Raw genomic sequence first — 24,167 nt, 5'->3', positions numbered from 1 at the left:
TGACGGTCGTCAAGTGGCACGCGTGTGCGAACAAGGGCCCTGCCGGGTTGGCGGGGCCCTTGTTGCACGTACTCTAGGTAGCAGTACGACCGCACTCACGAAGGACTGAAAGACACTGGGCAAGCGACAGCCCGAAGGCCCCCCGCCCGCACCTGCGGTGCAGCGCATCCGACTGCGCTACACCAAGCGCGGCCGCCTCCGGTTCACCAGCCACCGCGACTTCCAGCGCGCCTTCGAGCGGGCGCTGCGCCGTGCCGAGGTGCCCATGGCGTACTCGGCGGGCTTCACCCCGCACCCCAAGGTCTCCTACGCCAATGCCGCCCCCACCGGCACGGGCAGTGAGGCCGAGTACCTGGAGATCCAGCTCGCCGAGGTCCGGGACCCCGGGACTCTGCGGGCGCTGCTCGACGAGTCGCTGCCCGACGGGCTCGACATCACCGATGCGGTGGAGGCTCACACCTCCTCGTTCGCCGACCGGCTGCAGGCCTCCGTGTGGGAGCTGCGCCTCGACGGCGTCGAGGCGGCGGACGCGGAGCGGGCCGTCACGGCCTTCATGGCGGCCGGGAGCGTGGAGGTCCAGCGACGCACCAAAAACGGGTTGCGCACCTTCGACGCCCGTGGCGCGGTGTGCCGACTCGAGGCGCTCGAAGCTCCGGCCGATAGGCCGGGCGACGGTGCCTGTGCGATACTGCGGCTGGTTGTTCGGCACGTGACACCTGCCGTTCGACCCGACGACGTCCTGTCCGGTCTCCGCGCTGTGGCCGACCTGGCGCCGCCGGTCCCCGCTGCGGTGACCAGGCTGGCGCAGGGGCTGCTCGATGAGGAGTCCGGCACGGTGACCGACCCGCTCGCGCCCGACCGCGAGGCCGCCCCGGCCGCCCCACCCACGGCCGCCGGGCCGACTGCCGCGCAGCAGGTGCCGGAAGGTTCCGCGTAAGGACGGCCGTCGAAGCGCCGCCGCGCCACCAGGGAGCCACCCGGTCCGGCAGGCGCACTGACCAGGAGACTTTTCGCCGGTGCCGTTGACTTGCGGAACCGGCGAGCGAGACGACAGCTCCCGTGCGGCGACCGCGCCCCGGACGGCGGTACCGCGCTCATCACGCGGACCGGCGGGCCGGAACACGGCGCGGCGCCCGGGAGCGTGACGGGAGAACCGCCCGCATGCTCGATTCCATTGAGCCCACGGAGCCGGGGGCCGCGCAGAGCGTCCCCGGCAACAACGCCGAGAATTCGCCCAGCGACACGCTGCCGCCGCGGCGCCGCCGCCGTGCGGCGTCCCGCCCGGCGGGCCCGCCCGCCGGGCAGGCCGAGGCATCTGCCGAGCCCGCCGCCGCTGCCGCCGAGGCCGCGCCGGAGACCCCTGCGCGCCCGCGCCGCCGGGTGACCCGCAAGACCGCCGCCGCGGCCGCACCGGCCGCCGAGCCGGTTGTCGAGGCTGCCGCACCGGAGGCCGAGGAGGCCGCTGCTCCTGCCCGTACGCGCCGTCGTGCGACGCGCAAGGCTGCCGCGCCGGAGGCTGCTGCCGCCGAGCCGGTTGTCGAGGCACCCGCCGCCGAGGAGGCTCCGGCTGCCGCTCCGGCTCGTACGCGCCGTCGTGCGACCCGCAAGGTTGCTGCTCCTGCCGCTGCGCCGGAGGCCGCTGCCGCCGAGCCGGTTGCCGAGGCTGCGGCCCCCGAGGCCGAGGAGGCCCCGGCCCGTACGCGCCGTCGTGCGACCCGTAAGGCTGCTGCGCCTGAGGCCCCCGCCGAGGCTGCTGCCGCCGAGCCGGTTGTCGAGGCACCCGCCGCCGAGGAGGCTCCGGCCGCTGCTCCGGCTCGTACGCGCCGTCGTGCGACCCGCAAGGTTGCTGCTCCTGCCGCTGCGCCGGAGGCGCCCGCCGCCGAGCCGGTTGCCGAGGCTGCGGCCCCCGAGGCCGAGGAGGCCCCGGTCGCCGAGGCCCCGCGTCCGGCCCGTGCCCGCCGCCGTGCCACCCGGCCCGCTGCCGCCCCCGCGGGCGTCGCGCCGGCCGCCGAGCCGGTCGTCGAGCCCGCTGCCGCCGCCGAGGCCGAGGAAGAGGAGGCCCTGGAGGCCGCCGAGGAGGCCGTGGTCGAGGAGGCCCCGGCCGCCAAGCCCGCCCGCACCCGTCGCCGCGCCACGCGCACGGCCGGTACCCCGGGCGCCGCCGCGCAGGCCGCCGAGCCGGTCGCCGCCGAGGCCCCCGAGCCCGTTGCCGCTGCCGAGGAGCCCGCCGAGGCCCCGCGTCCGGCCCGTGCGCGCCGCCGTGCCGTGCGTCCTGCCGCCGCTGCCGAGGCCGCCGCCCCGGAGGCCCCCGCCGCCGAGGAGGCGCCCGCCGAGGCTGCCCGTCCGCGCCGCCGCGCCGTGCGCGAGGCCGCCGCTCCCGAGGCGCCCGCCGCCGAGCAGGCCCCCGCCGAGGGCGGCCGTGGGCGCCGTCGTGCCGTGCGCCCGCCGTCCGCCGTGTTCCAGGCGCCGGTGTTCACCGAGCCGATGTTCCAGACGCCGGAGACCGCTGCCGCCGCCGCTGCCGCTGCCGCCGAGGAGAGCCGGCAGGAGGAGGAGCGCGCCGTCGAGGCCGCTCAGCCCGCCGTCGGTGGCCGGCGTCGTCGTCGCCGCCGTGGCGAGCCCGCCGAGCAGCCCGTGGCCGAGGCCGCCGTCGTGACGGCCGAGGAGGAAGAGGCCGAGGCAGAGGCCGCCGAGGAGGCGGAGGGCTTCGCGCCGGAGGAAGAGGAGCAGGGCGAGCGCCCGTCGCGCCGCCGTCGCCGTGGTGGCCGTCGCCGCCGTCGTGGTGAGGCCGCCGAGGCCGAGGGCGTCGAGGAGGAGGCCGAGGAGGCCGCCGCCGAGGCCGAGGCCGAGGAGGAAGCTGCCGAGGAGGAGGCCGAGGAGGAGGCCGAGGAGGCCCTGTCCTCCGCCGGCAGCCGCCGTCGCCGTCGCCGTCGTCGCCGCAGCGGCGAGGCCATCGAGGCTGAGCCGGGCGTCGACGAGCCCGAGCGCACGGTCGTCAAGGTCCGCGAGCCGCGCGCCCGCACCGAGGGCGGCACCGGCTTCGACGAGGTGCAGTCCATCAAGGGCTCGACCCGCATGGAGGCGAAGAAGCAGCGCCGCCGCGAGGGCCGCGAGCAGGGCCGCCGCCGGGTGCCGATCATCACCGAGGCCGAGTTCCTGGCCCGCCGTGAGGCCGTCGAGCGCGTGATGGTCGTCCGCCAGAACGGCGACCGCACCCAGATCGGCGTGCTGGAGGACAACGTCCTCGTCGAGCACTTCGTCAACAAGGAGCAGGCCACCAGCTACGTCGGCAATGTGTACCTGGGCAAGGTGCAGAACGTGCTGCCGTCGATGGAGGCCGCGTTCGTCGACATCGGCAAGGGCCGCAACGCCGTCCTGTACGCGGGCGAGGTCAACTTCGAGGCGCTCGGCATGGGCAACGGCCCGCGCCGCATCGAGACCGCGCTGAAGTCCGGCCAGTCCGTGCTCGTCCAGGTCACCAAGGACCCGATCGGGCACAAGGGCGCCCGGCTGACCAGCCAGGTCTCCCTGCCCGGCCGCTACCTGGTCTACGTGCCCGAGGGCTCGATGACCGGCATCAGCCGCAAGCTGCCCGACACCGAGCGCGCGCGTCTGAAGCAGATCCTCAAGAAGATCGTCCCCGAGGACGCGGGCGTGATCGTGCGCACCGCCGCCGAGGGCGCGAGCGAGGACGAGCTGCGCCGTGACGTCGAGCGGCTCCAGGCGCAGTGGGAGGACATCCAGAAGAAGTCGAAGCAGATCTCGACGAGCGTGCCGAGCCTGCTGTACGGCGAGCCGGACATGACCGTCCGCGTCGTCCGCGACATCTTCAACGAGGACTTCTCCAAGGTCATCGTGAGCGGTGACGACGCCTGGGAGACCATCAACGGCTATGTCTCGCACGTGGCGCCCGACCTGGCCGACCGGCTGCAGAGGTGGACGTCCGAGGTCGACGTCTTCGCCACGTACCGGATCGACGAGCAGCTGTCGAAGGCGCTGGACCGCAAGGTCTGGCTGCCCAGCGGCGGCTCGCTGGTGATCGACCGGACCGAGGCGATGGTCGTCGTCGACGTCAACACCGGCAAGTTCACCGGCCAGGGCGGCAACCTCGAGGAGACGGTCACCAGGAACAACCTGGAGGCGGCCGAGGAGATCGTGCGCCAGCTGCGGCTGCGCGACCTCGGCGGCATCATCGTGATCGACTTCATCGACATGGTGCTGGAGTCCAACCGGGACCTGGTGCTGCGGCGCCTGCTGGAGTGCCTGGGCCGGGACCGTACGAAGCACCAGGTTGCCGAGGTCACCTCGCTGGGCCTGGTCCAGATGACCCGCAAGCGGGTGGGCCAGGGCCTGCTGGAGTCCTTCTCCGAGTCCTGCGTGCACTGCAACGGCCGTGGCGTGATCGTCCACATGGACCAGCCGGCGGTCGTGGGCGGCGGCGGTGGCGGCGGCAAGCGCGGCAAGAAGAAGGGCAAGGCGGCCGTGGAGGCCCCCGAGCCCGCTGCCGTGGAGGCCGCCGAGGCGCCCGAGCTGGAGCCCGTGCCGGTGACGGAGGCGGAGCTGCAGCCCGCAGTGGGCGGCGGCGAGGAGTGGTTCGGCAGCCCGGCCGAGGCCGAGGCCGCCGCCAAGCGCGGCCGTACGCGCCGCCGGGCGACCCGCAAGGTGACTGCCCCGGCGGGTGCGCCGAAGGCCGCGCCCGTGGAGCCCGAGATCGTGGTGCAGGCGCCGGCCGAGCCGGTCGCCGAGCCCGCGGTCGCGCCCGCTCCGGTGGTGGAGCCCGAGGTGGCGGAGCCGGTGGCCGAGGCCGTCGCGGCGGCGGAGGCCGCTGCTCCGCCGCGGCCGCGGCGCCGGGCGACCCGGCGGGCGTCCGCCCCGGCGGGCTCGCCTGCCGCGGCCGAGGAGGCCGTGGTCGTCGTCAGCGCCCCGGCTGTCGCCGAGGAGCCCCTGGTGGTGGCCGAGGCCGACGTCGAGGCAGTGGTCGAGGCGGTTCCCGCCGAGGCTGCCCCCGCCAAGGCTGCCCGTCCGCGCCGCCGTGCCGTGCGCGAGGCTGCCGCTCCCGAGGCGCCCGCCGCCGAGGCCGCGGTCGTCGTCGAGGAGGCTCCTGCCGAGGAGCCCGCCGTCGAGGAGGCCTCCGCCAAGAAGACGGTGCGCAAGACGGCCGCCAAGAAGACCGCGGTGAAGAAGACCGCGGCCAAGAAGGCGACCACGGCGAAGAAGACGGTCGCCAAGAAGACCACCACGGCCAAGAAGGCCACGGCGGCGAAGAAGACGACGGTCAAGAAGACCGCCGCGACGAAGAAGACGGCGGCCAAGAAGACCGCTGCGGCCGCGGAGTCCTCCTCCTCGGAGGAGTGACGCCCGGTGGGGGTGGGGACAGGATCCCCGCCCCCACCCCGGCCGGCGGCCCGGTTTGACCCCTGCGGTCGACGGGCCGTAATCTTGACCCTCGGCGTCTGTGTACGCCAAGCCCCTGAGCAAACACCTCCCGGTTCACCGGGAGAGGCCGCTCGTTCATCGGATGTCACGGACCCCCGTGGACCGTGTGAGCGGCTGGCATCAGAGGTCCCGTTCTAGCGAGAGAGAGTTCCGCGTGTACGCGATCGTGCGCACCGGCGGCCGCCAGCAGAAGGTTTCTGTCGGCGACGTCATCGAGGTTGACCGCATTTCCACCAGCAAGGCCGGCGACACCGTCGAGCTCTCCACGCTGCTGGTCGTCGACGGCGACTCTGTCACCAGCGACCCGTGGGTCCTGGCCGGCGTGAAGGTCCAGGCCGAGGTTGTGGACCACCACAAGGGCGACAAGATCCGCATCCAGAAGTACAAGAACAAGACCGGTTACAAGAAGCGCATCGGTCACCGCCAGCTGCACACCGCGCTGAAGATCACCGGCATCGACGCTCCGGCGAAGTAAGGGACTGAGAACACATGGCACACAAGAAGGGCGCATCGTCCACCCGGAACGGTCGCGACTCCAATGCTCAGCGGCTCGGCGTGAAGCGCTTCGGCGGTCAGGTCGTCAACGCCGGTGAGATCCTGGTCCGCCAGCGTGGCACCCACTTCCACCCGGGTGCCGGTGTCGGTCGCGGTGGCGACGACACGCTGTTCGCGCTGAACGCCGGTGCGGTGCAGTTCGGCACCCACCGTGGCCGCAAGGTCGTCAACATCGTTCCGGTTGCCTGATCTCTCTCGGATCAGCTGACGCCGTAGAGCGGTAAGCGAGGGCGGACCTCACCTTCCCTGCGGGGAAGCGGGTCCGCCCTCGCTGCGTTACAACTGAGACATTCCCGTTCGTATCTGGAGGCACACCGCTATGACCACCTTCGTGGACCGCGTCGAGCTGCATGTCGCCGCGGGTAACGGAGGCCACGGCTGCGCCTCCGTGCACCGCGAGAAGTTCAAGCCGCTCGGCGGCCCCGACGGGGGCAACGGAGGCCGTGGCGGTGATGTGATCCTGGTCGTCGACCAGTCGGTCACCACGCTTCTCGAGTACCACCACAGCCCGCACCGCAAGGCCACCAACGGCAAGCCCGGCGAGGGCGGCAACCGCTCCGGCAAGGACGGCACGGACCTCGTCCTGCCGGTTCCGGACGGCACCGTCGTCCAGGACCGGCACGGCAATGTGCTCGCCGACCTGGTCGGTGAGGGCACCCGCTTCATCGCCGCCCAGGGCGGCCGCGGCGGCCTCGGCAACGCCGCGCTGGCCTCGGCCCGCCGCAAGGCCCCGGGCTTCGCGCTGCTGGGCGAGCCCGGCGACATGCAGGACATCGTCCTGGAGCTGAAGACCGTCGCCGACGTGGCCCTCGTGGGCTACCCGAGCGCGGGCAAGTCCTCGCTGATCTCGGTGCTCTCGGCCGCCAAGCCGAAGATCGCGGACTACCCCTTCACCACCCTCGTCCCGAACCTGGGCGTGGTGACCGCCGGCGCGACCGTCTACACCATCGCCGACGTCCCCGGCCTGATCCCGGGCGCCAGCCAGGGCAAGGGCCTGGGCCTGGAGTTCCTGCGGCACGTCGAGCGCTGCGAGGTGCTCGTGCACGTGCTGGACACCGCCACGCTGGAGTCCGAGCGCGACCCGCTGACCGACCTCGACGTCATCGAGGCCGAGCTGGCCGAGTACGGCGGCCTGGAGAACCGGCCCCGGATCGTCGTCCTCAACAAGGTCGACATCCCGGACGGCAAGGACCTCGCCGACATCATCCGTCCCGAGCTGGAGTCCCGCGGCTACCAGATCTTCGAGGTGTCGGCCGTCTCCCGGCAGGGCCTCAAGGAGCTGTCCTACGCGCTGGCCGGCATCGTCGCGGAGGCGCGTGCGGCGAAGCCGAAGCAGGAGGCGACCCGGATCGTCATCCGCCCGAAGGCGGTCGACGACGCGGGCTTCACGGTCACGCGCGAGGAGGACGGCCTGTTCCGCGTGCGCGGCGAGAAGCCGGAGCGCTGGGTGCGCCAGACCGACTTCAACAACGACGAGGCCGTCGGCTACCTGGCCGACCGCCTCAACCGCCTCGGTGTCGAGGAGGAGCTGACCAAGGCCGGTGCCCGTGCGGGCGACGGCGTGGCGATCGGCCCCGAGGACAACGCGGTTGTCTTCGACTGGGAGCCGTCGATGGCGGCCGGGGCGGAGATGCTGGGACGCCGTGGCGAGGACCACCGCTTCGAGGCACCGCGGCCGGCGGCGCAGCGGCGGCGCGAGCGGGATGCGGAGCGGGACGAGGCGGCGCAGGAGTACGAGGGCTTCAACCCGTTCGGGTAAGCGGGCCTGTTGCCTGCAGGGGCGGGGTCGGGGTTTTCTTTCCCCACCCCGCCCCTTCCCGTAACCGGGGCTGCGCCCCAGACCCCGGGACCGCGCTGCGCGCGGTCGTCCTCAAACGCCGGACGGGCTGGAAATCCAGCCCGTCTGGGGGCACCTCCCAGCGGTAGCTGGGGGAGTTTGAGGACCGGGGGTCCGGGGGCAGAGCCCCCGGTTACGGGAAGGGGCGGGGTGGGGAAAAGAAACCCCAGCCCCGCCCCGCAAGGGACCCGCGCGGCTACGCCGTGACCGTTGCTCCCGCCCGCGGGCCGGGGATTTCCGAGGAGCGGGCGTCCATGCGGGCGCGCCGCTCGTCCGCCTTCGCCGCGAGCGCCAGCGCCGCCCCGTTGAAGCGGACCAGCGACGGCGGGTCGGACGGACCCAGCAGATCGACCTTCAGCTCCGCGCGCGCGGCCGCCAGCCCGTCGAGGGAGGGGTCGCGGACGGCCGCGAGGAGACCGGCGACGCCGTCCGCCTCCGGCGTGAGGATCGTCGCCGCGCTCACCGTCGGGAAGTTCGCCCGGAACTCCTCCTCGGACATGCCACTGGTGTTCGCGACCGCGTACGGCTTCTCGCTGATCAGGTAGTCGGAGACGACGCTCGACACGTCGCTGATCAGCAGGTCCGACACGTTGAAGCAGCTGAAGAGCGCCGGCCGGGCGTCCGTGATGATCTGGTGCTCCCACTCCGGCAGGGAGGCCCAGTACGCGTCCTCCCAGGCGGCGGTCGCGGCCTCGACGGTCGCGGCGCGGCCCTGCTCCGGGGTGCCCTGGAGCAGCATGCGCTCGAGTTCGTCGGCGCTGTCGCGGAAGGTGCTGGTGGTGAGCCGGTCCAGCTCGGCCGTGCGGCGCGCCAGCTCGGCGGCGGCCTCGGCGCCCGGGCGGGCGCCGGAGCGGCCCGCGTTGGCCTCGCGGATCATGGCCTGGATGCGCTCGTTGGCGCGGCCCGCGCGCGGGTCGACGGAGCCGGTCATGGGGTGCGGCTTGTAGAGCAGGCGCACGCCCGGGTCGGCCAGCAGGGCGCGGACGATGTTCTCGCCGGCCAGCATGACCGAGGTGTTGCCGGGGTTGCCGTCCCAGCCCTCCCAGGTGGGTGCGTACAGCACGGTGGTGTACGTACCCGCGGGCGCACCCGCGTACGGCCGGATCGGCGCCAGCTGCGGGCGGCCGACCTCGACGACGTCCTTGTCCTCGACGCCGATGTCGGCGAGCTGGTAGCGCTCGCGCGCAGCGCGACCGGCGACCCAGATCTCGTCGTACGCCTTGGAGTAGGGGTTGCAGCTGGAGAGCTTGTCGCTCTCGCCGTGGTTGATGAAGGCGTGCTTGATCGACGGCATGCGCAGGACCTGCGAGGTCTTACCCGAGTTCGCCGGGTGCAGCATCATCTTCAGCGAGGACTTCTCCAGCGCCATCAGGTGCACGACCTTGGGGATGCAGACGATCGGCACGTCCGTCGCCTCGATCTTCTGCATCATGAAGCGCTCACGGAGCACGATGATCGGCTTGCCGTCCAGCTCCGCGAGGGTGGAGAGCCACATGTTGGCCTGGTAGGCCGAGGTGGTGCCGCCGGAGAAGTACATGCCGACGGTGGGCCGGTAGTCGTCCAGCCACTTGTCCAGCCACTGCAGGGCCTGCTGCTCGCCGGCGATGCGCTTCGCGGGCCGCAGCCAGCCGGCCAGCACGACCGTGCCGCCGAGGGCGAGCAGCGCGGCGACGCCCATGCCGATCTCCGCCCAGAGCACGCGGTGGGTGCCCGCGGTGACCAGCAGGCCGGTCGTGGCGGGGATCGCGAAGCGCAGCAGGCGGCGGCCGTGCTGGCGGGCCAGCAGCCGCGGCGGGGCGGCGGTCAGGCGCAGCCCGGAGGCGTCGATGTTGCGGGTGAGGAACGGCAGCGTGCGGGTGCGGCGGACGAGGATCGCGGTGGCCTGGCAGGCCAGGTGCCCGCCGTAGAAGAGGACCAGCCCGGCGACCACGGGGACGTAGCCGCGCAGCGAGTCGTCACCGGTGAGCCGCACCAGTCCGACCAGGACCAGCATGTCGCGCAGCAGCTGCCGCACCATGACATCGAAGCGGATCTTGCCGAGGACGGCGACCAGACCGGGGTCGCGGTGCTGCAGATAGAGGTCGAGCGCGAGGCCCGCCGCCGAGGCGGTGATGAGGATCGGTACGGCGGGCAGCAGCGCACCGACGAGCTGTGCGGCGAAGAACACCAGCATGGCGAGCAGCGCCGCGAGCTGGACCGCTCGGCGGGAGGCTGTTCCGGCAGAAGGCACTGGACGGGCTCCTGGCAGGAGGACTAGGGATCGGGGGGAACCGTCGTGGGCACGGTCATGGGCACGCGGACCCCCGCTGGACAACGGTCGACCACCGACCGTATGACGGCCGCTGGTCCGGGAGCAATCTTCCATCACGCCAACCCTCACAAAATAGGGTCGAACGACCACAATCATCAGACGGTAGATTGGCCGTCCTGGACAGCACCGGCCGAGGTCACGGTCGGGACACGGCATCGGCGAGCACAGGGGTGTACGAACGTTGACAGGGGCAGGGGAGTCGCAGCAGCTCCGGCGGGAGGTCGCGGAGGCCCGCAGGATCGTGGTCAAGGTGGGATCCTCGTCACTCACCACCGCGGGCGGCGGTCTGGACGCCGACCGGGTTGACGCCCTGGTCGACACGCTCGCCAAGGCGTCCGGCGACAAGGAGATCGTCCTGGTCTCCTCGGGCGCCATCGCCGCGGGGCTCGCGCCGCTGGGCCTCGACCGGCGCCCCAAGGACCTGGCCCGGCAGCAGGCCGCGGCCAGCGTCGGCCAGGGGCTGCTGGTGGCCCGCTACACGGCTTCCTTCGCCCGCTACGGCCGCCGGGTCGGCCAGGTGCTGCTGACAACCGACGACACCAGCCGCCGGGCGCACTACCGCAATGCCCGCCGCACTCTGGACCAGCTGCTGGCGATGGGCGCCGTCCCGGTCGTCAACGAGAACGACACGGTGGCCACGGACGAGATCCGCTTCGGCGACAACGACCGGCTGGCCGCCCTCGTCGCCCACCTCGTCCGCGCCGACCTGCTGGTGCTGCTCTCCGACGTCGACGGGCTCTACGACGGCGACCCCAGCACCCCGGGCACCTCGCGGATCGCCGAGGTCGCCGGGCCGCAGGACCTGGCGGGCGTCTCCATCGGCAGCGCGGGCAAGGCCGGCGTGGGCACGGGCGGCATGGTCACCAAGGTGGAGGCCGCCCGGATCGCGGCCGCCGCCGGCATCCCCGTGGTCCTCACCTCCGCCAGCCACGCCGCCGACGCCCTGCGCGGCCGCACCACCGGCACGCTCTTCCACCGCACGGGCCGCCGCTCGGCCGACCGGCTGCTGTGGCTCGCGCACGCCTCCACCCCGCGCGGCGCCCTGACCCTGGACGAGGGGGCGGTGCGCGCGGTGATCGGGGGGAGCGCCTCGCTGCTGCCGGCGGGCATCGCCGCGGTCGAGGGCGAATTCAGCGCGGGCGACCCCGTGGAGCTGCGGGACACCGAGGGGCGGGCCGTGGCCCGCGGGCTGGTCGCGTACGACGCGGGGGAGATCCCGCAGCTGCTCGGCCGCTCCACCCGGGAGCTGGCGCGCGAGCTGGGCCCCGGCTACGAGCGCGAGGTCGTGCACCGCGACGACCTGGTCGTGCTGCACCGCTGACGGCCGTCCGCGGACGGCCGTACCGGCGATGTGACGGCCGTCCGGCGACGCCGTCCGCCGACGTGACGGCCGTCCGCCGACGCCGTCCGGCGATGCGACGGCCGTACCACCGATGCGCTCCGGCGACGCCCGTGCCGCATGGCTGACGGGCGTCACCCCCGGGCGAGAAAGCCGCAGTAAGCGAAGCCTTTCCATGCCTTTCCACGGGGCCTTTCCGTAAAACCGCCACGCGGCCGCCCGCAGGCTGGTCAACTTTGATGCGGGGACGTTCGCGGACTGCGCGGCCCCGCAGCACCACACGGCTCCGCCGCGTGCGGAGCAGCGAGCAACAGGAGGCCGCCGGTGAGACGAGGGCGCCCAGGGGCGCTGCCTCGAGGTGGGGGCACCCCCCAGGCCCGCAGGGCGGTGGGCGAGGAGCGCACACTGACCAGCGTCGGGGCAGGCGAGACGGCAGGCGGGACGGGGGAGCGCACGGGGGAGGAGAACGCATCGCGGCTGTGGCACGTCACACTGAGCGTCTCGGGCGAGGAGGCGCCGCTGAAGGAGGTCCGGCGGGCCCTGGAGCAGCTCGCACACGACCATCCCTTCCTCCTGACCAGCCGCTACGCCAACGACCACGCCGAGATCCGCTACTGGGAGGAGGCGCGCGACCTGCACGACGCGGCGGCCGTGGCGCTGCGCCTGTGGGGCGAGCACCGGTCCACGGCCCGGCTCCCGCCGTGGGAGATCGTGGGGCTCGAGGTCATCGACCGCGAGACCTATCACCAGCGCATCGCCGAGGGCCACGGCCCGCTGCCGGCCAGCCCGGTGGGGGTGCACCCGTTCTGACGGCGCCGACCGGGCCCGGCACCGTCCGGGCTCCGGTCCCGGCCGTCCCGCCCGTCCCGCGGAGTGGAATGCCGTCCGGTCGCGGCCCCGGCCCGGTTAGGCTGCGGCCATGAGCAGCGATTTCCCCTCCCCCCTCGCCGACCCCATGCCGCAGTCCCCGGTCCTGCGTGCCGCCTACCGCGCCCGTGCCGCGGCCGCCGAGCTGGCACCACTGCCGCGCGCGGCGAAGGACGAGGCGCTGCTCGCCGTCGCCGACGCCCTCGAGGTGCGCACCAAGGAGATCGTCGAGGCCAACGCCGAGGACGTGGCGAAGGCCCGCGCCGCCGGCACCAGCGAGAGCGTCGTCGACCGGCTGACCCTCACCCCCGAGCGGGTGCGGGCCATCGCCAAGGACGTGCGGGACGTGGTGGCCCTGCCCGACCCCGTCGGCGAAGTGGTGCGCGGCTCCACCCTGCCCAACGGGCTCGACCTGCGGCAGGTGCGGGTGCCGCTGGGCGTCGTCGGGATCATCTACGAGGCCCGGCCCAATGTGACGGTGGACGCCGCCGCTCTCTGCCTGAAGTCCGGCAACGTCGTTCTGCTGCGCGGCTCTTCCTCTGCCTACGCCTCCAACACCGCGCTGGTGCGCGTCATCCGGGACGCGGTCGGCGGTGCCGGGCTGCCGGCCGACGCCGTGCAGCTGGTGCCGGGCGAGAGCCGGGACTCCGTGCGCGAGCTGATGCGTGCCCGGGGCATGGTCGACGTGCTGATCCCGCGCGGCGGCGCCTCGCTGATCCGCACGGTCGTCGAGGAGTCCACGGTCCCGGTCATCGAGACGGGCACCGGCAACTGCCATGTGTACGTGGACGCCGAGGCCGATCTGGACATGGCCGTGGACATCCTCGTCAACTCCAAGGCGAGCCGCGTCAGCGTGTGCAACGCGGCCGAGACCCTGCTGGTGCACCGGGACATCGCCGAGCGCTTCCTGCCGCGCGCCCTGGCCGCGCTGGCCGATGCGGGCGTGACCGTGCACGGTGACGAGCGGGTGGTGGAGCTGGCGAAGGGCTCCCCGGCCACGGTCGTGCCCGCGACGGCCGAGGACTGGGAGACGGAGTACCTGTCGTACGACATCGCCGCGGCGGTGGTGGACGACCTGGACGCGGCCGTGCGCCACATCCGGCTGTGGACCTCGGGCCACACCGAGGCGATCGTCACCACCTCGCAGGCGGCCGCCCGCCGCTTCACGCAGCTGGTGGACTCCACGACGGTCGCGGTCAACGCCTCGACCCGGTTCACCGACGGCGGTCAGTTCGGCTTCGGCGCCGAGATCGGGATCTCCACGCAGAAGCTCCACGCCCGCGGGCCGATGGGGCTGCCGGAGCTGACCTCGACCAAGTACATCGTCACCGGCGACGGGCACGTGCGATAGCTCCGGGAGTCCTTAATTCCCGTACCACCCGCGCGGATTGACCGGTTCGGGTCTACGCTGGACGCGTGCTGGACGACGTGGGGGGCAAGCCGTTCCCGGACGGCGAGGAGCCCGACAGCCACCGCCACGGAGACGCGGACGATCCGTTCGCCTCCGTGGTCTTCGACGAGGACTTCGTGCGGTCCGCCGCGATCCACGAGCCCTCCGCGGCCGAGCGGCGGCTGGCCGCCGACCGGGCCCGTGCGGAGGCCGACGCCGCGCGCTCCCGGCCGGGCGGCGGCCCCGCCGACGACGAGCCGTACGAGGACGCCGGGGGCTACGGCCCCGGCGGCCCGGCCGTCCGCCGCCACGGCCGCCTCGGGGAGCCGCCGGGCCTCGCCCACGACCTCGACCCGGACGACGCCTACGGCCCCTACGGGCGCTACGGCACCGCGCGCGGCCCCTACCGCGGCCACACCCGCTGGCACCGCCCGGTGGCCTGGGTGCTGGCCGTGGTCATGGGCATAGGCGTGATCGCGCTCGCCTTCACGGCCGTCTACCGCGGCGTTTCCTCCGGCAGCCGGCAGAGCCCCGCCCCGCCGCCCGCCACCTCCGGGGTGGACGCCCCGGGGGCCCCGGCGGGGGAGCGCCAGGCCCCCCTGCCGTCGGTCTCGGCCGACTCCGAGCCCCCCGTGGCCTCCGCCGCACCACCCCGCCGGTAGGCCCGCGAGGCGGTCACACCGAGTGACATCCCGCCGTTCGGGTGACGGACGGTGGATGTGCGCCCGCCCCCTTGGCCAGGGATTTCCGGGGTCCTCGGTCAGCTTGAAATTTCGTCGGAACTTGTCGCGTACCTGCGCGTTTACCTGGGCCCATACGGACCTACTCTTGAGATATGAGTGGGCCTGGCGACCCACCCGAGGGCACGCCCGAGGGTGCCCCGGGAGGCGGCGACGAAGAGTACCGATCCGTCGTCTTCGACGAATCGTTCGTGCGCGCTGCCCGGCTCCGGGAGTTCTCCGCGCGCGAGCGGATGGACGACCACGCTCCCGCCGTCCGCACCCGGCACGCCTGGGCCCGCGTCAGCGCCTCCCGGCAGGTGCTGCTCCTGGTGATCCTGATCGCCCTCGCCTTCGGCACGGCCGTCTACATGGGCCTGCGCCACCCCTACAAGGAGGCCCGGACGCCCGCCGCCGAGCCGCTGCGCAGCGCCGTGGTCCCGCTCGCCCCGCGGGATCCCGTGCCGGGCGGCCCCGCCAAGGACCTCTTCGGCAACAGTCCCGCCGCGCAGTTCCGCGACGGCACCGAGGGCATCAACCTCCCGGCCGCGCGGCGCACCCAGAACTTCTCCGAGAGCCTCGTCATGGCCGCGCTCGCCACGGCCAAGGAGTACACGGTCAAGTCCGCCCTGGACCCGGGCGTTCTCATGGGCGGCAGCCAGCGGCCCGTACGGCTGCTGCTGGCCCCCTCCCAGCTGGAGCAGTTCGACCGCAGCTTCGACCACCCTGCGAGCGACGGGCGGCACGCCGCCACCGCCTGGCTGATCCGCTTCGACCCCGGGCAGGTCGCCCTCGCCGACCCGACGGTGCGCACCCAGGGCACCTTCACCCTCAGCGAGGTCTCCCCGGCGGCCCTGGAGGTCCAGGCCGACCACACCTTCGTCTACGCCGTCCGCCCGGCCAAGGGCCCGGCGGAGGCGTCGCTGTTCGTCGTACGGCGGGTGATGGTCTTCCGCTTCGATCGCGACGACCTCCAGGACCACCATGTGCAGGTCCTGCAGAGCGCGGTGCAGGCGGGCCCGCAGTCCTGCTCGGCCGACGACGCGGCGTACCTCCGCCCGCTCCTGTCCGGCCAGAAGGCAAGCCCCGCCGGCCCGGCCGAAACGGACCCGTTCACAACGGGCCCGACCATGGCGACGCTATGCGGCGCGTTGGCTCCGAGCGCCATGCGTTAGCCCAAGAGAAACCCGCTCGGACCACTACGGCAGCGGCCCGTCCCCCGCCCCGCCCTTGCGCTCGTCCCCCGGCTCCTCCGGAGCCTTCGGCGCAGGCCGACGCCCCGCAAACGTGTCCCGCAGCCGACCGCCGAGGTCCCCCGCCCCGCCCGCAATGTCCCGCACCAGCCCCATCAGCGGATCCTTGCTCGCCCGCACCGACTGCGCGTAGTGGTTCGCCGACTCCCGGAAGGAGTCGGACACCGAGGTGTCCTTGTCCTCCGACCGGCGCGGGTAGTGCCCGTCCAGGATCCGCTGGTAGTCGCGGCTCTCGGCCCACTTCTTCAGCTCCGCGGCCCGCACCGTCGCGAACGGGTGGCTGCGCGGCAGCATGTTCATGATCTTGAGCACGGAGTCGCGCAGGTCGCCGCCCGCCTCGTACTCCTCCGCCTGCGCGAGGAACGCGTCCACGTTCATCTCGTGCAGGTGGTTGCCGCCCGCGACCTTCATCAGGCCGCGCATCGACGCCTGCAGGTCCTGGCCGGCCAGCAGGCCCGCCCGGTCCGCCGACAGCTCCGACTTGCGGAACCACTCGCGCAGGCCCGTCACCAGCGCCATCACCGCGATGTTGCCCAGCGGGATCCAGGCGACCTTCAGCGCGAAGTTCGTCAGGAACAGCAGGATCGTGCGGTAGACGGCGTGCCCCGACAGGGCGTGGCCCACCTCGTGGCCGACGACCGCCCGCATCTCCTCCTCGTCCAGCAGCTCCACCAGGCCGGTGGTCAGCACGATGATCGGCTCGTCCAGGCCGATGCACATCGCGTTGGGCTGCGGGTCCTGGGTGACGTACATCGCCGGGACCTTCTCCAGGTCCAGGACGTGGCAGGCGTCCAGCAGCATCGAGTGCAGGTGCGGGAACTGCTGCTCGCCCACCCGGACGGAGTCGGACAGGTACAGCAGCCGCAGGCTCCGCTCCGGGAGCAGCCCGCTCAGCGCCTTGAAGGCGGTGTCGAAGCCGCTCAGCTTGCGCAGCGCCACCAGCGCCGACCGGTCCGCCGGATGCTCGTACGCGCGCGAGGAGATGTCCGGGAAGCGCTTGCGCTCCCGGCCCGGCACCTGCTCGTGGCCGCCGTCCTTCTGCTGCTTCTCCTGGCCGCCGCCGCTGTTGCCGTCGCTCATCGAGACCCCCTACCTGGGCTGGATCAGTACTGGATCAATGTGCTCGATCATGGCCCGTCCCCCGGCTTCCGGACCCCAGCCTAGGCCGTGTTGCCCGCAGGGCTACCGTGGAGGCATGTCCCACATCGCTGCCCTCGCCACCCACCCCGCGTTCACGGAGTTCCTCGCCGTGTCCAAGGGCGACCAGGGGCCCGGCGCCCTGCTGCGCACCGTGCTGATCGTCTCCCTGATCGGCGTCCCCCTCGTGGCCTGGCTGCTCCTGCGCGGCTACCGCAAGGACGGCTGAGCGGCGCCCGGGAACGATCCGGCCGGGCGGACCCGCGGAGTCGGCGTGAGCGCGCCCGCACGCCCCGCATACGATGTGGCAGAAGTCTCCACCCGATCCCATCCCGGATAGGTCCTGCCGACGTGAACCTCATCTCCGCCCACAGCGCCCTCGTCGACCTCGCCTCCAAGAGCGAGCACGTGGACGAGCACGAGAGCATCAGCCCCTTCATGACCGGTGGCGCCGCCCTGGTCATCCTGCTGCTCCTGCTCTGGGTCACCACCCGCTTCAACCGCGACCGCTGAGCCGGAAGGTCCCTGAGGGGCAGGCGTGAAGGCGCGCCCAGTAGGGTCTGCACGCATGGGAGAGCAGACAGGGCCCGTGAAGCGGCGGCTCGGAGTGATGGGCGGGACGTTCGATCCCATCCACCACGGCCACCTGGTCGCCGCGAGCGAGGTGGCCTCGCAGTACCACCTGGACGAGGTCGTCTTCGTGCCGACCGGGCAGCCGTGGCAGAAGAGCCACAAGCAGGTGTCCCCGGCCGAGGACCGCTATCTGATGACGGTGATCGCCACCGCGTCGAATCCGCAGTTCTCGGTCAGCCGCATCGACATCGACCGCGGGGGCCCGACCTACACCACCGACACGCTGCGTGAGCTGCGGGACCTCAACGAGAACTCCGACCTGTTCTTCATCACCGGTGCCGATGCGCTTGCGCAGATCCTGACCTGGCGGGACACCGAGGAGCTGTTCTCGCTCGCGCACTTCATCGGCGTCACCCGCCCCGGCCACATACTGGCCAACCCCGGCCTGCCGGAGGACCGGGTCTCCTTCGTCGAGGTGCCCGCCCTCGCCATCTCCTCCTCGGACTGCCGCGCCCGCGTGGCGCGGGGCGAGCCCGTCTGGTACCTGGTGCCCGACGGTGTGGTGCGCTACATCGACAAGCGCAAGCTGTACCGTCACGACGGCTGAGACGACTTTCGGCCGATGGGCACCGAGGGGCACTGGTGAACGACCGACAGGACCCGTACGCGCACGACCCGTACGCACAACCGCAGGTGTACGGCTACGACGCCTACGGCCAACCCGTGTACCGGCCGGACGCCCCCGAACGCGTGTACGACCAGTACGGTCAGCCCCTCCAGCAGCAGCCCCCCGCCCGCCAGGGCGGCTACGGATACGACCCGTACGCGCAGCCCTACGACCCCTCGTACGAAACCCCCGCCGCCACCCCGGCCCAGGCCCCTGCTCCCGCCCAGGCCCCCGCGCCCGCCCCTGACGGGGCTCCCGCCCCGCCGCAGCAGACCGTGCGGCAGGAGCGCGTCCCGGAGCCGCGCACCGCACCGGACGCCGCGCCGGGCACCGCAGCGGATTCCGCGCCGGAGGCGTACCGCACCGAGCAGTTCTCGTTCATCGAGGAGCCCGACGAGGACTCCGAGGACGTCATCGACTGGCTCAAGTTCAGCGAGAGCCGCACCGAGCGCCGCGACGAGCGCAAGCGCAGGGGCCGCAACCGCATCGTGGCCCTCGCGGTGGTGCTCGTCCTGGCCGTCGGCGGCGGCATCGGCTGGTTCCTGCTCTCCGGCGACGACGCCAAGAAGGGCGGCGCGGCCGCGGGCGGCGGGCAGAAGCGCGACGTCATCGTGGTGCACCTGCGGGAGACCCGGGGCGGCGCCAGCTCCACGGCCCTGCTGGTCGACAACGAGACGACCAGGAAGGGCACCACGGTGCTGCTGCCCAACTCGCTCACCGTCTCCCGGGACGGCAGCGGGGCCACGACGCTCGGCAAGTCCGTCCAGGACGCGGGCACCGGCGACACCAGGGACTCCCTGAACACCCTGCTCGGCGCCGACATCAAGGGCAGCTGGCGGCTGGACACTCCGTACCTGGAGAACCTCGTCGAGCTGGTCGGCGGCATCTCCGTGGACACGGACGCCACCGTCGCCGACCCGAAGGCGGGCGACCGGCCGCTGGTGACCCAGGGCAAGGACCAGACCCTCCACGGCCCGGCCGCGGTCGCCTACGCCACCTACCGGGCCCCGGGCGAGGACCAGAACAAGCAGCTGGCGCGGTTCGGGCAGGTCATGCAGGCCGTGCTGCGGAAGGTGTCCAGCGACCCCGGGGCGGCGACCACCACCGTGGAGTCGCTCGCCCAGATCCCCGACCCCTCGCTGTCCGTGCCGCAGCTCGGCGCCTCGCTGGCCCACCTCGCGGCGAAGGCCAAGCAGGGCTCGTACGAGACCACCGTGCTGCCCGTGCAGCCGGACGGGACCCTGGGCGACCAGGCCGCCGACAAGGTGGTCAAGGACGTCCTGGGCGGCACCGTGAAGAACGCCGGCAAGAACGCACCGCCCCGGGTGGGCGTGCGGAACGCCTCGGGCGGCGCGGCCGCCGCCCGGACGGCCCAGGTCGCGCTGGTCAACGGCGGCTACACCTACCTCGACGCCGGCACCGCGGGCTCGGCCGAGGCGGCCTCCTCCGTGGTCTACGCGGACGACGGGCGGGCGGCCGAGGCCAAGGAGGTCGCCAGGACGCTGGGCCTGCCGGACCGCGCCGTGAAGAAGGGCAAGGGCGCGGGGAACGCCGACATCACCGTGGTGCTGGGCAAGGACTACAAGGGCTGACCGGCCCCGGAGGGGGGCGCACCGAGGCCCGGAAATAACCCCGGGAGCGCCCGCGGTGGGTCGTGAGACCCTTGAGGTGTACTGACCCTCTTTACCGAAAGCATGGCTTGTGACCGCCACGGACCGCTCCATCGAGCTCATCCAGGCCGCCGCCCAGGCTGCCGCCGACAAGCTCGCGCACGATGTCATCGCCTACGACGTCAGCGACGTACTGTCGATCACGGACGCCTTCCTGCTGGCCTCCGCCCCCAGTGACCGCCAGGTCAAGTCGATCGTCGACGAGATCGAGGAGCGGCTGCTCAAGGAGCTGGGCGCCAAGCCGGTCCGGCGCGAGGGCGACCGCGACGCCCGCTGGGTGCTGCTGGACTACATCGACATCGTCGTGCACGTCCAGCACAGCGAGGAGCGCGTCTTCTACGCCCTGGAGCGGCTGTGGAAGGACTGCCCGGAGATCGGGCTGCCCGCCGACGCCGTCGCCACCCGGGGCAAGGCCGAGGAGCACGCCCGGGCCCAGGGCGCCGAAGCCGCCGACGGAGAGCTGCGCTGAACGGCAGCGCGGCCGGCCGGGGCCGGCGCATCGTCCTGTGGCGTCACGGCCAGACCGCCTGGAACGTCGAGCGGCGCTTCCAGGGCTCCACGGACATCGAGCTGACCGGCACCGGCGTCGCGCAGGCGCGCCGGTCCGCCCGGCTGCTGGCCGCGCTGCGGCCGCACGCGATCGTCGCCTCCGACCTGAAGCGCGCCCGGGACACCGCCACCGAGCTGTCGACCGTCACGGGCCTCGAGGTCTCCACCCACGCCGGGCTGCGCGAGACGTACGCGGGCGTGTGGCAGGGCCTCACCCACGAGGAGATCATCGAGCGCCACGGCGAGGAGTACGCGGCGTGGAAGCGCGGCGAGCCCGTGCGGCGCGGTGGCGGCGAGCTGGAGACCGAGGTCGCCGAGCGGGCCGCCCCCGTGGTGCTCTCGCACGCCGAGAAGCTGCCGGACGGCGGCACTCTCGTCGTGGTCAGCCACGGCGGCACCATCCGCACCACCATCGGCCGGCTGCTCGGCCTGGAGCCGCGCTCCTGGGAGGCCCTGGGCGGCCTCTCCAACTGCTGCTGGTCGGTGCTGGGCGAGGGTGCCCGGGGCTGGCGGCTGCTGGAGCACAACGCCGGGACGCTGCCGGAGCCGGTCCTCGGCGACGACGACTGAGCGACGGCCGAGCGACGGCTGAGCACCGCCGGGCCTGTCGCCGGGAGGCTCCTGAGGCCCGATTTCACATCCGGGCTGGTGGCAGGCTAAAGTTCTTCTTGTTCGCGGGGAACGCGGGGGAAAACCTCCGGGGGAGCCGAGAACAGCGGGGCTATAGCTCAGTTGGTAGAGCGCCTGCATGGCATGCAGGAGGTCAGGAGTTCAATTCTCCTTAGCTCCACAGTCGAGACGATCCCGTCCTCTGGTTCAGAGGGCGGGATCGTTGCTGTTCCCGCGGGGTCTCGTGGCAGAATCGGACAGTCGGGGCCACGCGGGCCGAAGGGGAGGGAACGGGCTGCCCATGGGTGCTCACAGCCGGAAGTGCGATTGGTGCGGCAGCGGCACGCCGATCGTCCGCGACATGGAGCCGCTCAACTCCGCCTATCAGTACTGGTGTGTGGAGTGCGCACGCGCGCTGATCATAAAAGGCGACCCGATCGAGACCTACCGCGAACTCGAGGGCGAGCCGATCTACGGCCGGCTGCTCGACGAGCACTGCGCGCTGAAGCGGTTCTACTCCTTCGTCGCGGCGTAGGTCCGTCCGCAAATCCCCCCAAAGAGGGCCGGGCCGGTCCGCCCGGGGAATCGATTTGGCAGATGGGGGGTAGGTCCGTGTAATGTAATCCGTGTCGCCAGGGGGAACCGGAAGGGAAGCCCGAGGGAAACCCGGCGGAAAACAAAACAAGGGGCTATAGCTCAGTTGGTAGAGCGCCTGCATGGCATGCAGGAGGTCAGGAGTTCAATTCTCCTTAGCTCCACAGGAAACGAGAGGGCCGTCCGCAAGGGCGGCCCTCTCGTCTGTTGTGTGCGGCTCCGGCGGGACGGGGCCCCGGTCCGGCGAGTGCACCCCGGCGCGTACCACAACCCCCCTTCCCCCGGCGCCTCTTCAGTCCCGCACTTCCCAACAAACCACCCTTGCAAGGGTGTTGCTTGCCGGTTCCTGGCGCTCCCTTGATCATTTCTTGGCGAACACATGCCCCATGGATGAACTGTTCATCGACAGAGTGACGTGACCATACGCATCAATGGGGGTTTTCCTTTGACTTCACGTCGCTCCAGAGTGCGCACCGGCCTGTCCCTGACGGCCGCGCTGCCCCTGGTCGCCGGGGCCCTGGCCCTCGGCACGCCCGCCGCCCACGCCGACACCGTCCCGCCGCACCGGCAGGCGCTGGCGGGCACCAAGCCGCAGTGGGCCACTGACCAGGCCGACCGCGGCACCACCTCCTCGGACAACGCCGTCACCGCCCGGGTCTACCTGGCCGGCCGCGACGCCAAGGGGCTGGCCGACTACGCCCGTGCCGTCTCGGACCCGAAGTCGCCGTCGTACGGCAAGTACCTCACCGCCCAGCAGGCGAAGGAACGTTTCGGTGTCTCCAAGGAGCAGATAGCCAAGGTCACCGCCTGGCTGAAGTCCTCCGGCCTCAAGGTGACCGGCACCAACGACCACTACGTCACCGTGACCGGTGACGCCAAGGCGGCCCAGAAGGCGTTCGGCACCGAACTCCACGACTACGTGAAGGACGGGAAGACCTACCACGCCCCGTCCCGCACGGCCTCCGTGCCCGCCTCCCTGGACGGCGCCGTGCTGACCGTCGTGGGCCTGAACAACGCCCCCCGGCTCGCCCGTCACCAGGACACCCTGCCGGGCCCCAGCTCGGCCTTCCGCAACGCCGGGCCGTTCTCCACGTACTACGGCTCCAAGGTGAACGACAGCCTCCCCTCGGCCTTCGGCGGCCACGTGCCGTACGCGATCAAGGGCTACACCGGCAAGCAGCTGCGCGCCGTGTACGGGGCCAAGAACTTCACCGGCAAGGGCGTGACCGTCGCGATCACCGACGCGTACGCCTCGCCGACGATCGCCAAGGACATCTCGGAGTACGCCAAGCGCAACGGCGACAAGCCCTACCGCAAGGGCCAGTTCTCCCAGGTGCTGCCCGCGAACTGGACGCACGCCGACCCCAAGGAGTGCGACGCGGCCGGCTGGTACGGCGAGGAGACCCTCGACATCGAGGCCCTCCACGGCGTCGCCCCGGACGCGAACGTCGTCTACGTCGCCGGCTCCTCCTGCCAGGACGACGACCTGATCGACTCCCTGCACAAGATCGTCGACGGGCGGCTGGCCGACATCGTCTCCAACTCCTGGGGCGACATCGAGACCAACGAGACCCCCGACGTGGCCGCCGCCTACGACCAGCTCTTCCAGCAGGGCGCCGTCGAGGGCATCGGCTTCTACTTCTCCTCCGGCGACGACGGCGACAACACCGTCAAGCACGGGGTGAAGCAGGTCGACACGCCCGCCAACTCCCCTTGGGTCACCTCCGTCGGCGGCACCTCGCTCGCCGTCGGCAAGGGCGACAAGTACCTGTGGGAGACCGGCTGGGGCACCCACAAGGCCAACCTGTCCAAGGACGGCCTGACCTGGGAGGGCTTCCCCGGCGCCTTCACCGGCGGGGCCGGCGGCGGCACCAGCAAGGCCTACGAGCAGCCCTTCTACCAGCGGGGCGTCGTGCCGGACGCGCTGTCCAAGGCGAACGGCACCGCCAAGCCGATGCGCGTCGAGCCGGACATCGCGGCCGTCGCCGACTCCAGCACCGGCTTCCTGGTCGGCCAGACCCAGACCTTCCCGGACGGCTCCCAGAAGTACGACGAGTACCGCATCGGCGGCACCTCGCTCGCCGCTCCGGTGATCGCGGGCGTCCAGGCCCTGGCGCAGCAGGCCCGGCACGGCGTGCCGATCGGCTTTGCGAACCCGGGCATCTACGACCGCTACGGCACCGCCGCGTACCACGACGTCACCGACCACCCGCTGGGCCAGGGCCAGGGGCTCGGCGTCATCCGCGTCGACTACGCCAACGGTGTGGACGACAAGGGCGGCCTGGTGACCTCGCTGCGCAGCATGGGCGGCGACACCTCGCTGTCCGCGACCGTCGGCTATGACAACGTCACCGGCGTCGGCACCCCGGGCGACGGCTATGTGACCTCGTACGTGCCCCGTCAGCACCGCTGACCACGGACGCCCCGGGGCTCGCACCGGCCGCCCGGTCTCGGTGCGGGCCCCGTGGGCCCTGGGGTACCCTGAGCCCATGCGTGCCGTACGCCTCCTGCTTAGCGAGCCGCGCTGATCAGTGCCGGCCGGTGAATCCCGGTCGGAATCGGCGCGGCGTCCCCTCCTGTGCGAGGGGATTTTTCATTTCCTGGAACACCCTCCGGGGAAAGCCGGCCCCGCCGGTTCCTCGCAGCGCAGGCAGAGACGAC

20 protein-coding genes and 2 tRNA genes are annotated in these 24,167 nt (G+C 72.5%); 20 read left to right on the top strand and 2 right to left on the bottom strand.

The window, feature by feature from the left end; translation table 11 throughout:
* The first annotated feature begins 157 nt into the window (after positions 1 to 157).
* The 5 genes from AC1Z4A_RS09660 to obgE all read left to right on the top strand — a co-directional run bounded on the left by AC1Z4A_RS09660 (position 158) and on the right by obgE (position 7,750).
* Complete coding sequence (locus AC1Z4A_RS09660; protein ID WP_483677471.1) at positions 158 to 937, top strand: TIGR03936 family radical SAM-associated protein; 780 nt, start codon at positions 158 to 160, stop codon at positions 935 to 937.
* 224 nt (positions 938 to 1,161) lie between these two features.
* The gene (locus AC1Z4A_RS09655) at positions 1,162 to 5,355 is read left to right on the top strand and encodes an Rne/Rng family ribonuclease (RefSeq protein ID WP_483677470.1); all 4,194 of its coding nucleotides are present in this window, start codon (positions 1,162 to 1,164) and stop codon (positions 5,353 to 5,355) included.
* 235 nt (positions 5,356 to 5,590) lie between these two features.
* A complete protein-coding gene (gene rplU / locus AC1Z4A_RS09650; protein WP_483677469.1) occupies positions 5,591 to 5,911 on the top strand; it encodes a 50S ribosomal protein L21 in 321 nt (106 codons plus the stop codon).
* Positions 5,912 to 5,925: 14 nt separating this feature from the next.
* Positions 5,926 to 6,180, top strand: a complete 255-nt coding sequence (gene rpmA, locus AC1Z4A_RS09645; RefSeq protein ID WP_030961848.1) for a 50S ribosomal protein L27 — start codon at positions 5,926 to 5,928, stop codon at positions 6,178 to 6,180.
* A 130-nt stretch (positions 6,181 to 6,310) separates the two neighbouring features.
* Complete coding sequence (gene obgE / locus AC1Z4A_RS09640; RefSeq protein ID WP_483677468.1) at positions 6,311 to 7,750, top strand: GTPase ObgE; 1,440 nt, start codon at positions 6,311 to 6,313, stop codon at positions 7,748 to 7,750.
* Positions 7,751 to 8,024: 274 nt separating this feature from the next.
* On the opposite strand, the gene AC1Z4A_RS09635 is transcribed toward obgE, so the two are convergent.
* Entirely contained in the window at positions 8,025 to 10,058 is a 2,034-nt protein-coding gene (locus tag AC1Z4A_RS09635; RefSeq protein ID WP_483677467.1) for a hypothetical protein, read from the bottom strand.
* 262 nt (positions 10,059 to 10,320) lie between these two features.
* Between AC1Z4A_RS09635 and proB the strand changes: the two genes are divergently transcribed.
* The 5 genes from proB (at position 10,321) to AC1Z4A_RS09610 (ending at position 15,629) form a co-directional block, all read left to right on the top strand.
* Positions 10,321 to 11,460: a glutamate 5-kinase gene (proB, locus tag AC1Z4A_RS09630; RefSeq protein WP_483677466.1), complete on the top strand. Its 1,140-nt coding sequence runs from the start codon at positions 10,321 to 10,323 to the stop codon at positions 11,458 to 11,460.
* A gap of 342 nt (positions 11,461 to 11,802) precedes the next feature.
* Positions 11,803 to 12,288 (top strand): hypothetical protein, encoded by a 486-nt coding sequence (locus tag AC1Z4A_RS09625; RefSeq protein WP_483677465.1) that lies wholly within the window; start codon positions 11,803 to 11,805, stop codon positions 12,286 to 12,288.
* A 109-nt stretch (positions 12,289 to 12,397) separates the two neighbouring features.
* Complete coding sequence (locus AC1Z4A_RS09620) at positions 12,398 to 13,696, top strand: glutamate-5-semialdehyde dehydrogenase (protein ID WP_483677464.1); 1,299 nt, start codon at positions 12,398 to 12,400, stop codon at positions 13,694 to 13,696.
* A gap of 65 nt (positions 13,697 to 13,761) precedes the next feature.
* Entirely contained in the window at positions 13,762 to 14,397 is a 636-nt protein-coding gene (locus AC1Z4A_RS09615) for an SCO2584 family spore wall biosynthesis protein (protein ID WP_483677463.1), read from the top strand.
* A gap of 173 nt (positions 14,398 to 14,570) precedes the next feature.
* Entirely contained in the window at positions 14,571 to 15,629 is a 1,059-nt protein-coding gene (locus AC1Z4A_RS09610) for an SCO2583 family membrane protein (protein WP_483677462.1), read from the top strand.
* Between the two features lie 24 nt (positions 15,630 to 15,653).
* On the opposite strand, the gene AC1Z4A_RS09605 is transcribed toward AC1Z4A_RS09610, so the two are convergent.
* Complete coding sequence (locus AC1Z4A_RS09605) at positions 15,654 to 16,787, bottom strand: M48 family metallopeptidase (protein ID WP_483677461.1); 1,134 nt, start codon at positions 16,785 to 16,787, stop codon at positions 15,654 to 15,656.
* A gap of 115 nt (positions 16,788 to 16,902) precedes the next feature.
* Between AC1Z4A_RS09605 and AC1Z4A_RS09600 the strand changes: the two genes are divergently transcribed.
* The 10 genes from AC1Z4A_RS09600 to AC1Z4A_RS09555 all read left to right on the top strand — a co-directional run bounded on the left by AC1Z4A_RS09600 (position 16,903) and on the right by AC1Z4A_RS09555 (position 23,919).
* Positions 16,903 to 17,073, top strand: coding sequence for a hypothetical protein (locus AC1Z4A_RS09600; protein ID WP_483677460.1), 171 nt, complete (start codon positions 16,903 to 16,905; stop codon positions 17,071 to 17,073).
* 122 nt (positions 17,074 to 17,195) lie between these two features.
* Positions 17,196 to 17,357 carry a hypothetical protein gene (locus AC1Z4A_RS09595; RefSeq protein WP_483677459.1) on the top strand — a complete coding sequence of 54 codons (162 nt, stop codon included), beginning with the start codon at positions 17,196 to 17,198 and terminating at the stop codon, positions 17,355 to 17,357.
* Between the two features lie 55 nt (positions 17,358 to 17,412).
* Complete coding sequence (gene nadD / locus AC1Z4A_RS09590; RefSeq protein ID WP_483677458.1) at positions 17,413 to 18,024, top strand: nicotinate-nucleotide adenylyltransferase; 612 nt, start codon at positions 17,413 to 17,415, stop codon at positions 18,022 to 18,024.
* Between the two features lie 35 nt (positions 18,025 to 18,059).
* Complete coding sequence (locus AC1Z4A_RS09585) at positions 18,060 to 19,676, top strand: LCP family protein (RefSeq protein WP_483677457.1); 1,617 nt, start codon at positions 18,060 to 18,062, stop codon at positions 19,674 to 19,676.
* Between the two features lie 109 nt (positions 19,677 to 19,785).
* Positions 19,786 to 20,223: a ribosome silencing factor gene (rsfS, locus tag AC1Z4A_RS09580; RefSeq protein ID WP_483677456.1), complete on the top strand. Its 438-nt coding sequence runs from the start codon at positions 19,786 to 19,788 to the stop codon at positions 20,221 to 20,223.
* Positions 20,220 to 20,873, top strand: a complete 654-nt coding sequence (locus AC1Z4A_RS09575; RefSeq protein ID WP_483683547.1) for a histidine phosphatase family protein — start codon at positions 20,220 to 20,222, stop codon at positions 20,871 to 20,873. The genes rsfS and AC1Z4A_RS09575 overlap by 4 nt, the downstream gene beginning before the upstream one ends.
* A gap of 147 nt (positions 20,874 to 21,020) precedes the next feature.
* Positions 21,021 to 21,093: transfer RNA gene (locus AC1Z4A_RS09570), tRNA-Ala, on the top strand.
* Between the two features lie 120 nt (positions 21,094 to 21,213).
* The gene (locus AC1Z4A_RS09565; protein ID WP_483677455.1) at positions 21,214 to 21,447 is read left to right on the top strand and encodes a hypothetical protein; all 234 of its coding nucleotides are present in this window, start codon (positions 21,214 to 21,216) and stop codon (positions 21,445 to 21,447) included.
* Positions 21,448 to 21,597: 150 nt separating this feature from the next.
* Positions 21,598 to 21,670: transfer RNA gene (locus AC1Z4A_RS09560), tRNA-Ala, on the top strand.
* Between the two features lie 281 nt (positions 21,671 to 21,951).
* Positions 21,952 to 23,919, top strand: coding sequence for a S53 family peptidase (locus AC1Z4A_RS09555; RefSeq protein ID WP_483677454.1), 1,968 nt, complete (start codon positions 21,952 to 21,954; stop codon positions 23,917 to 23,919).
* Positions 23,920 to 24,167 lie beyond the last annotated feature (248 nt).

The organism is Streptomyces sp. 17_S59, assembly GCF_056930295.1.
The sequence above is the reverse complement of the archived record's forward strand: the minus strand, read 5'-3'. Positions and strand labels throughout refer to the sequence as shown.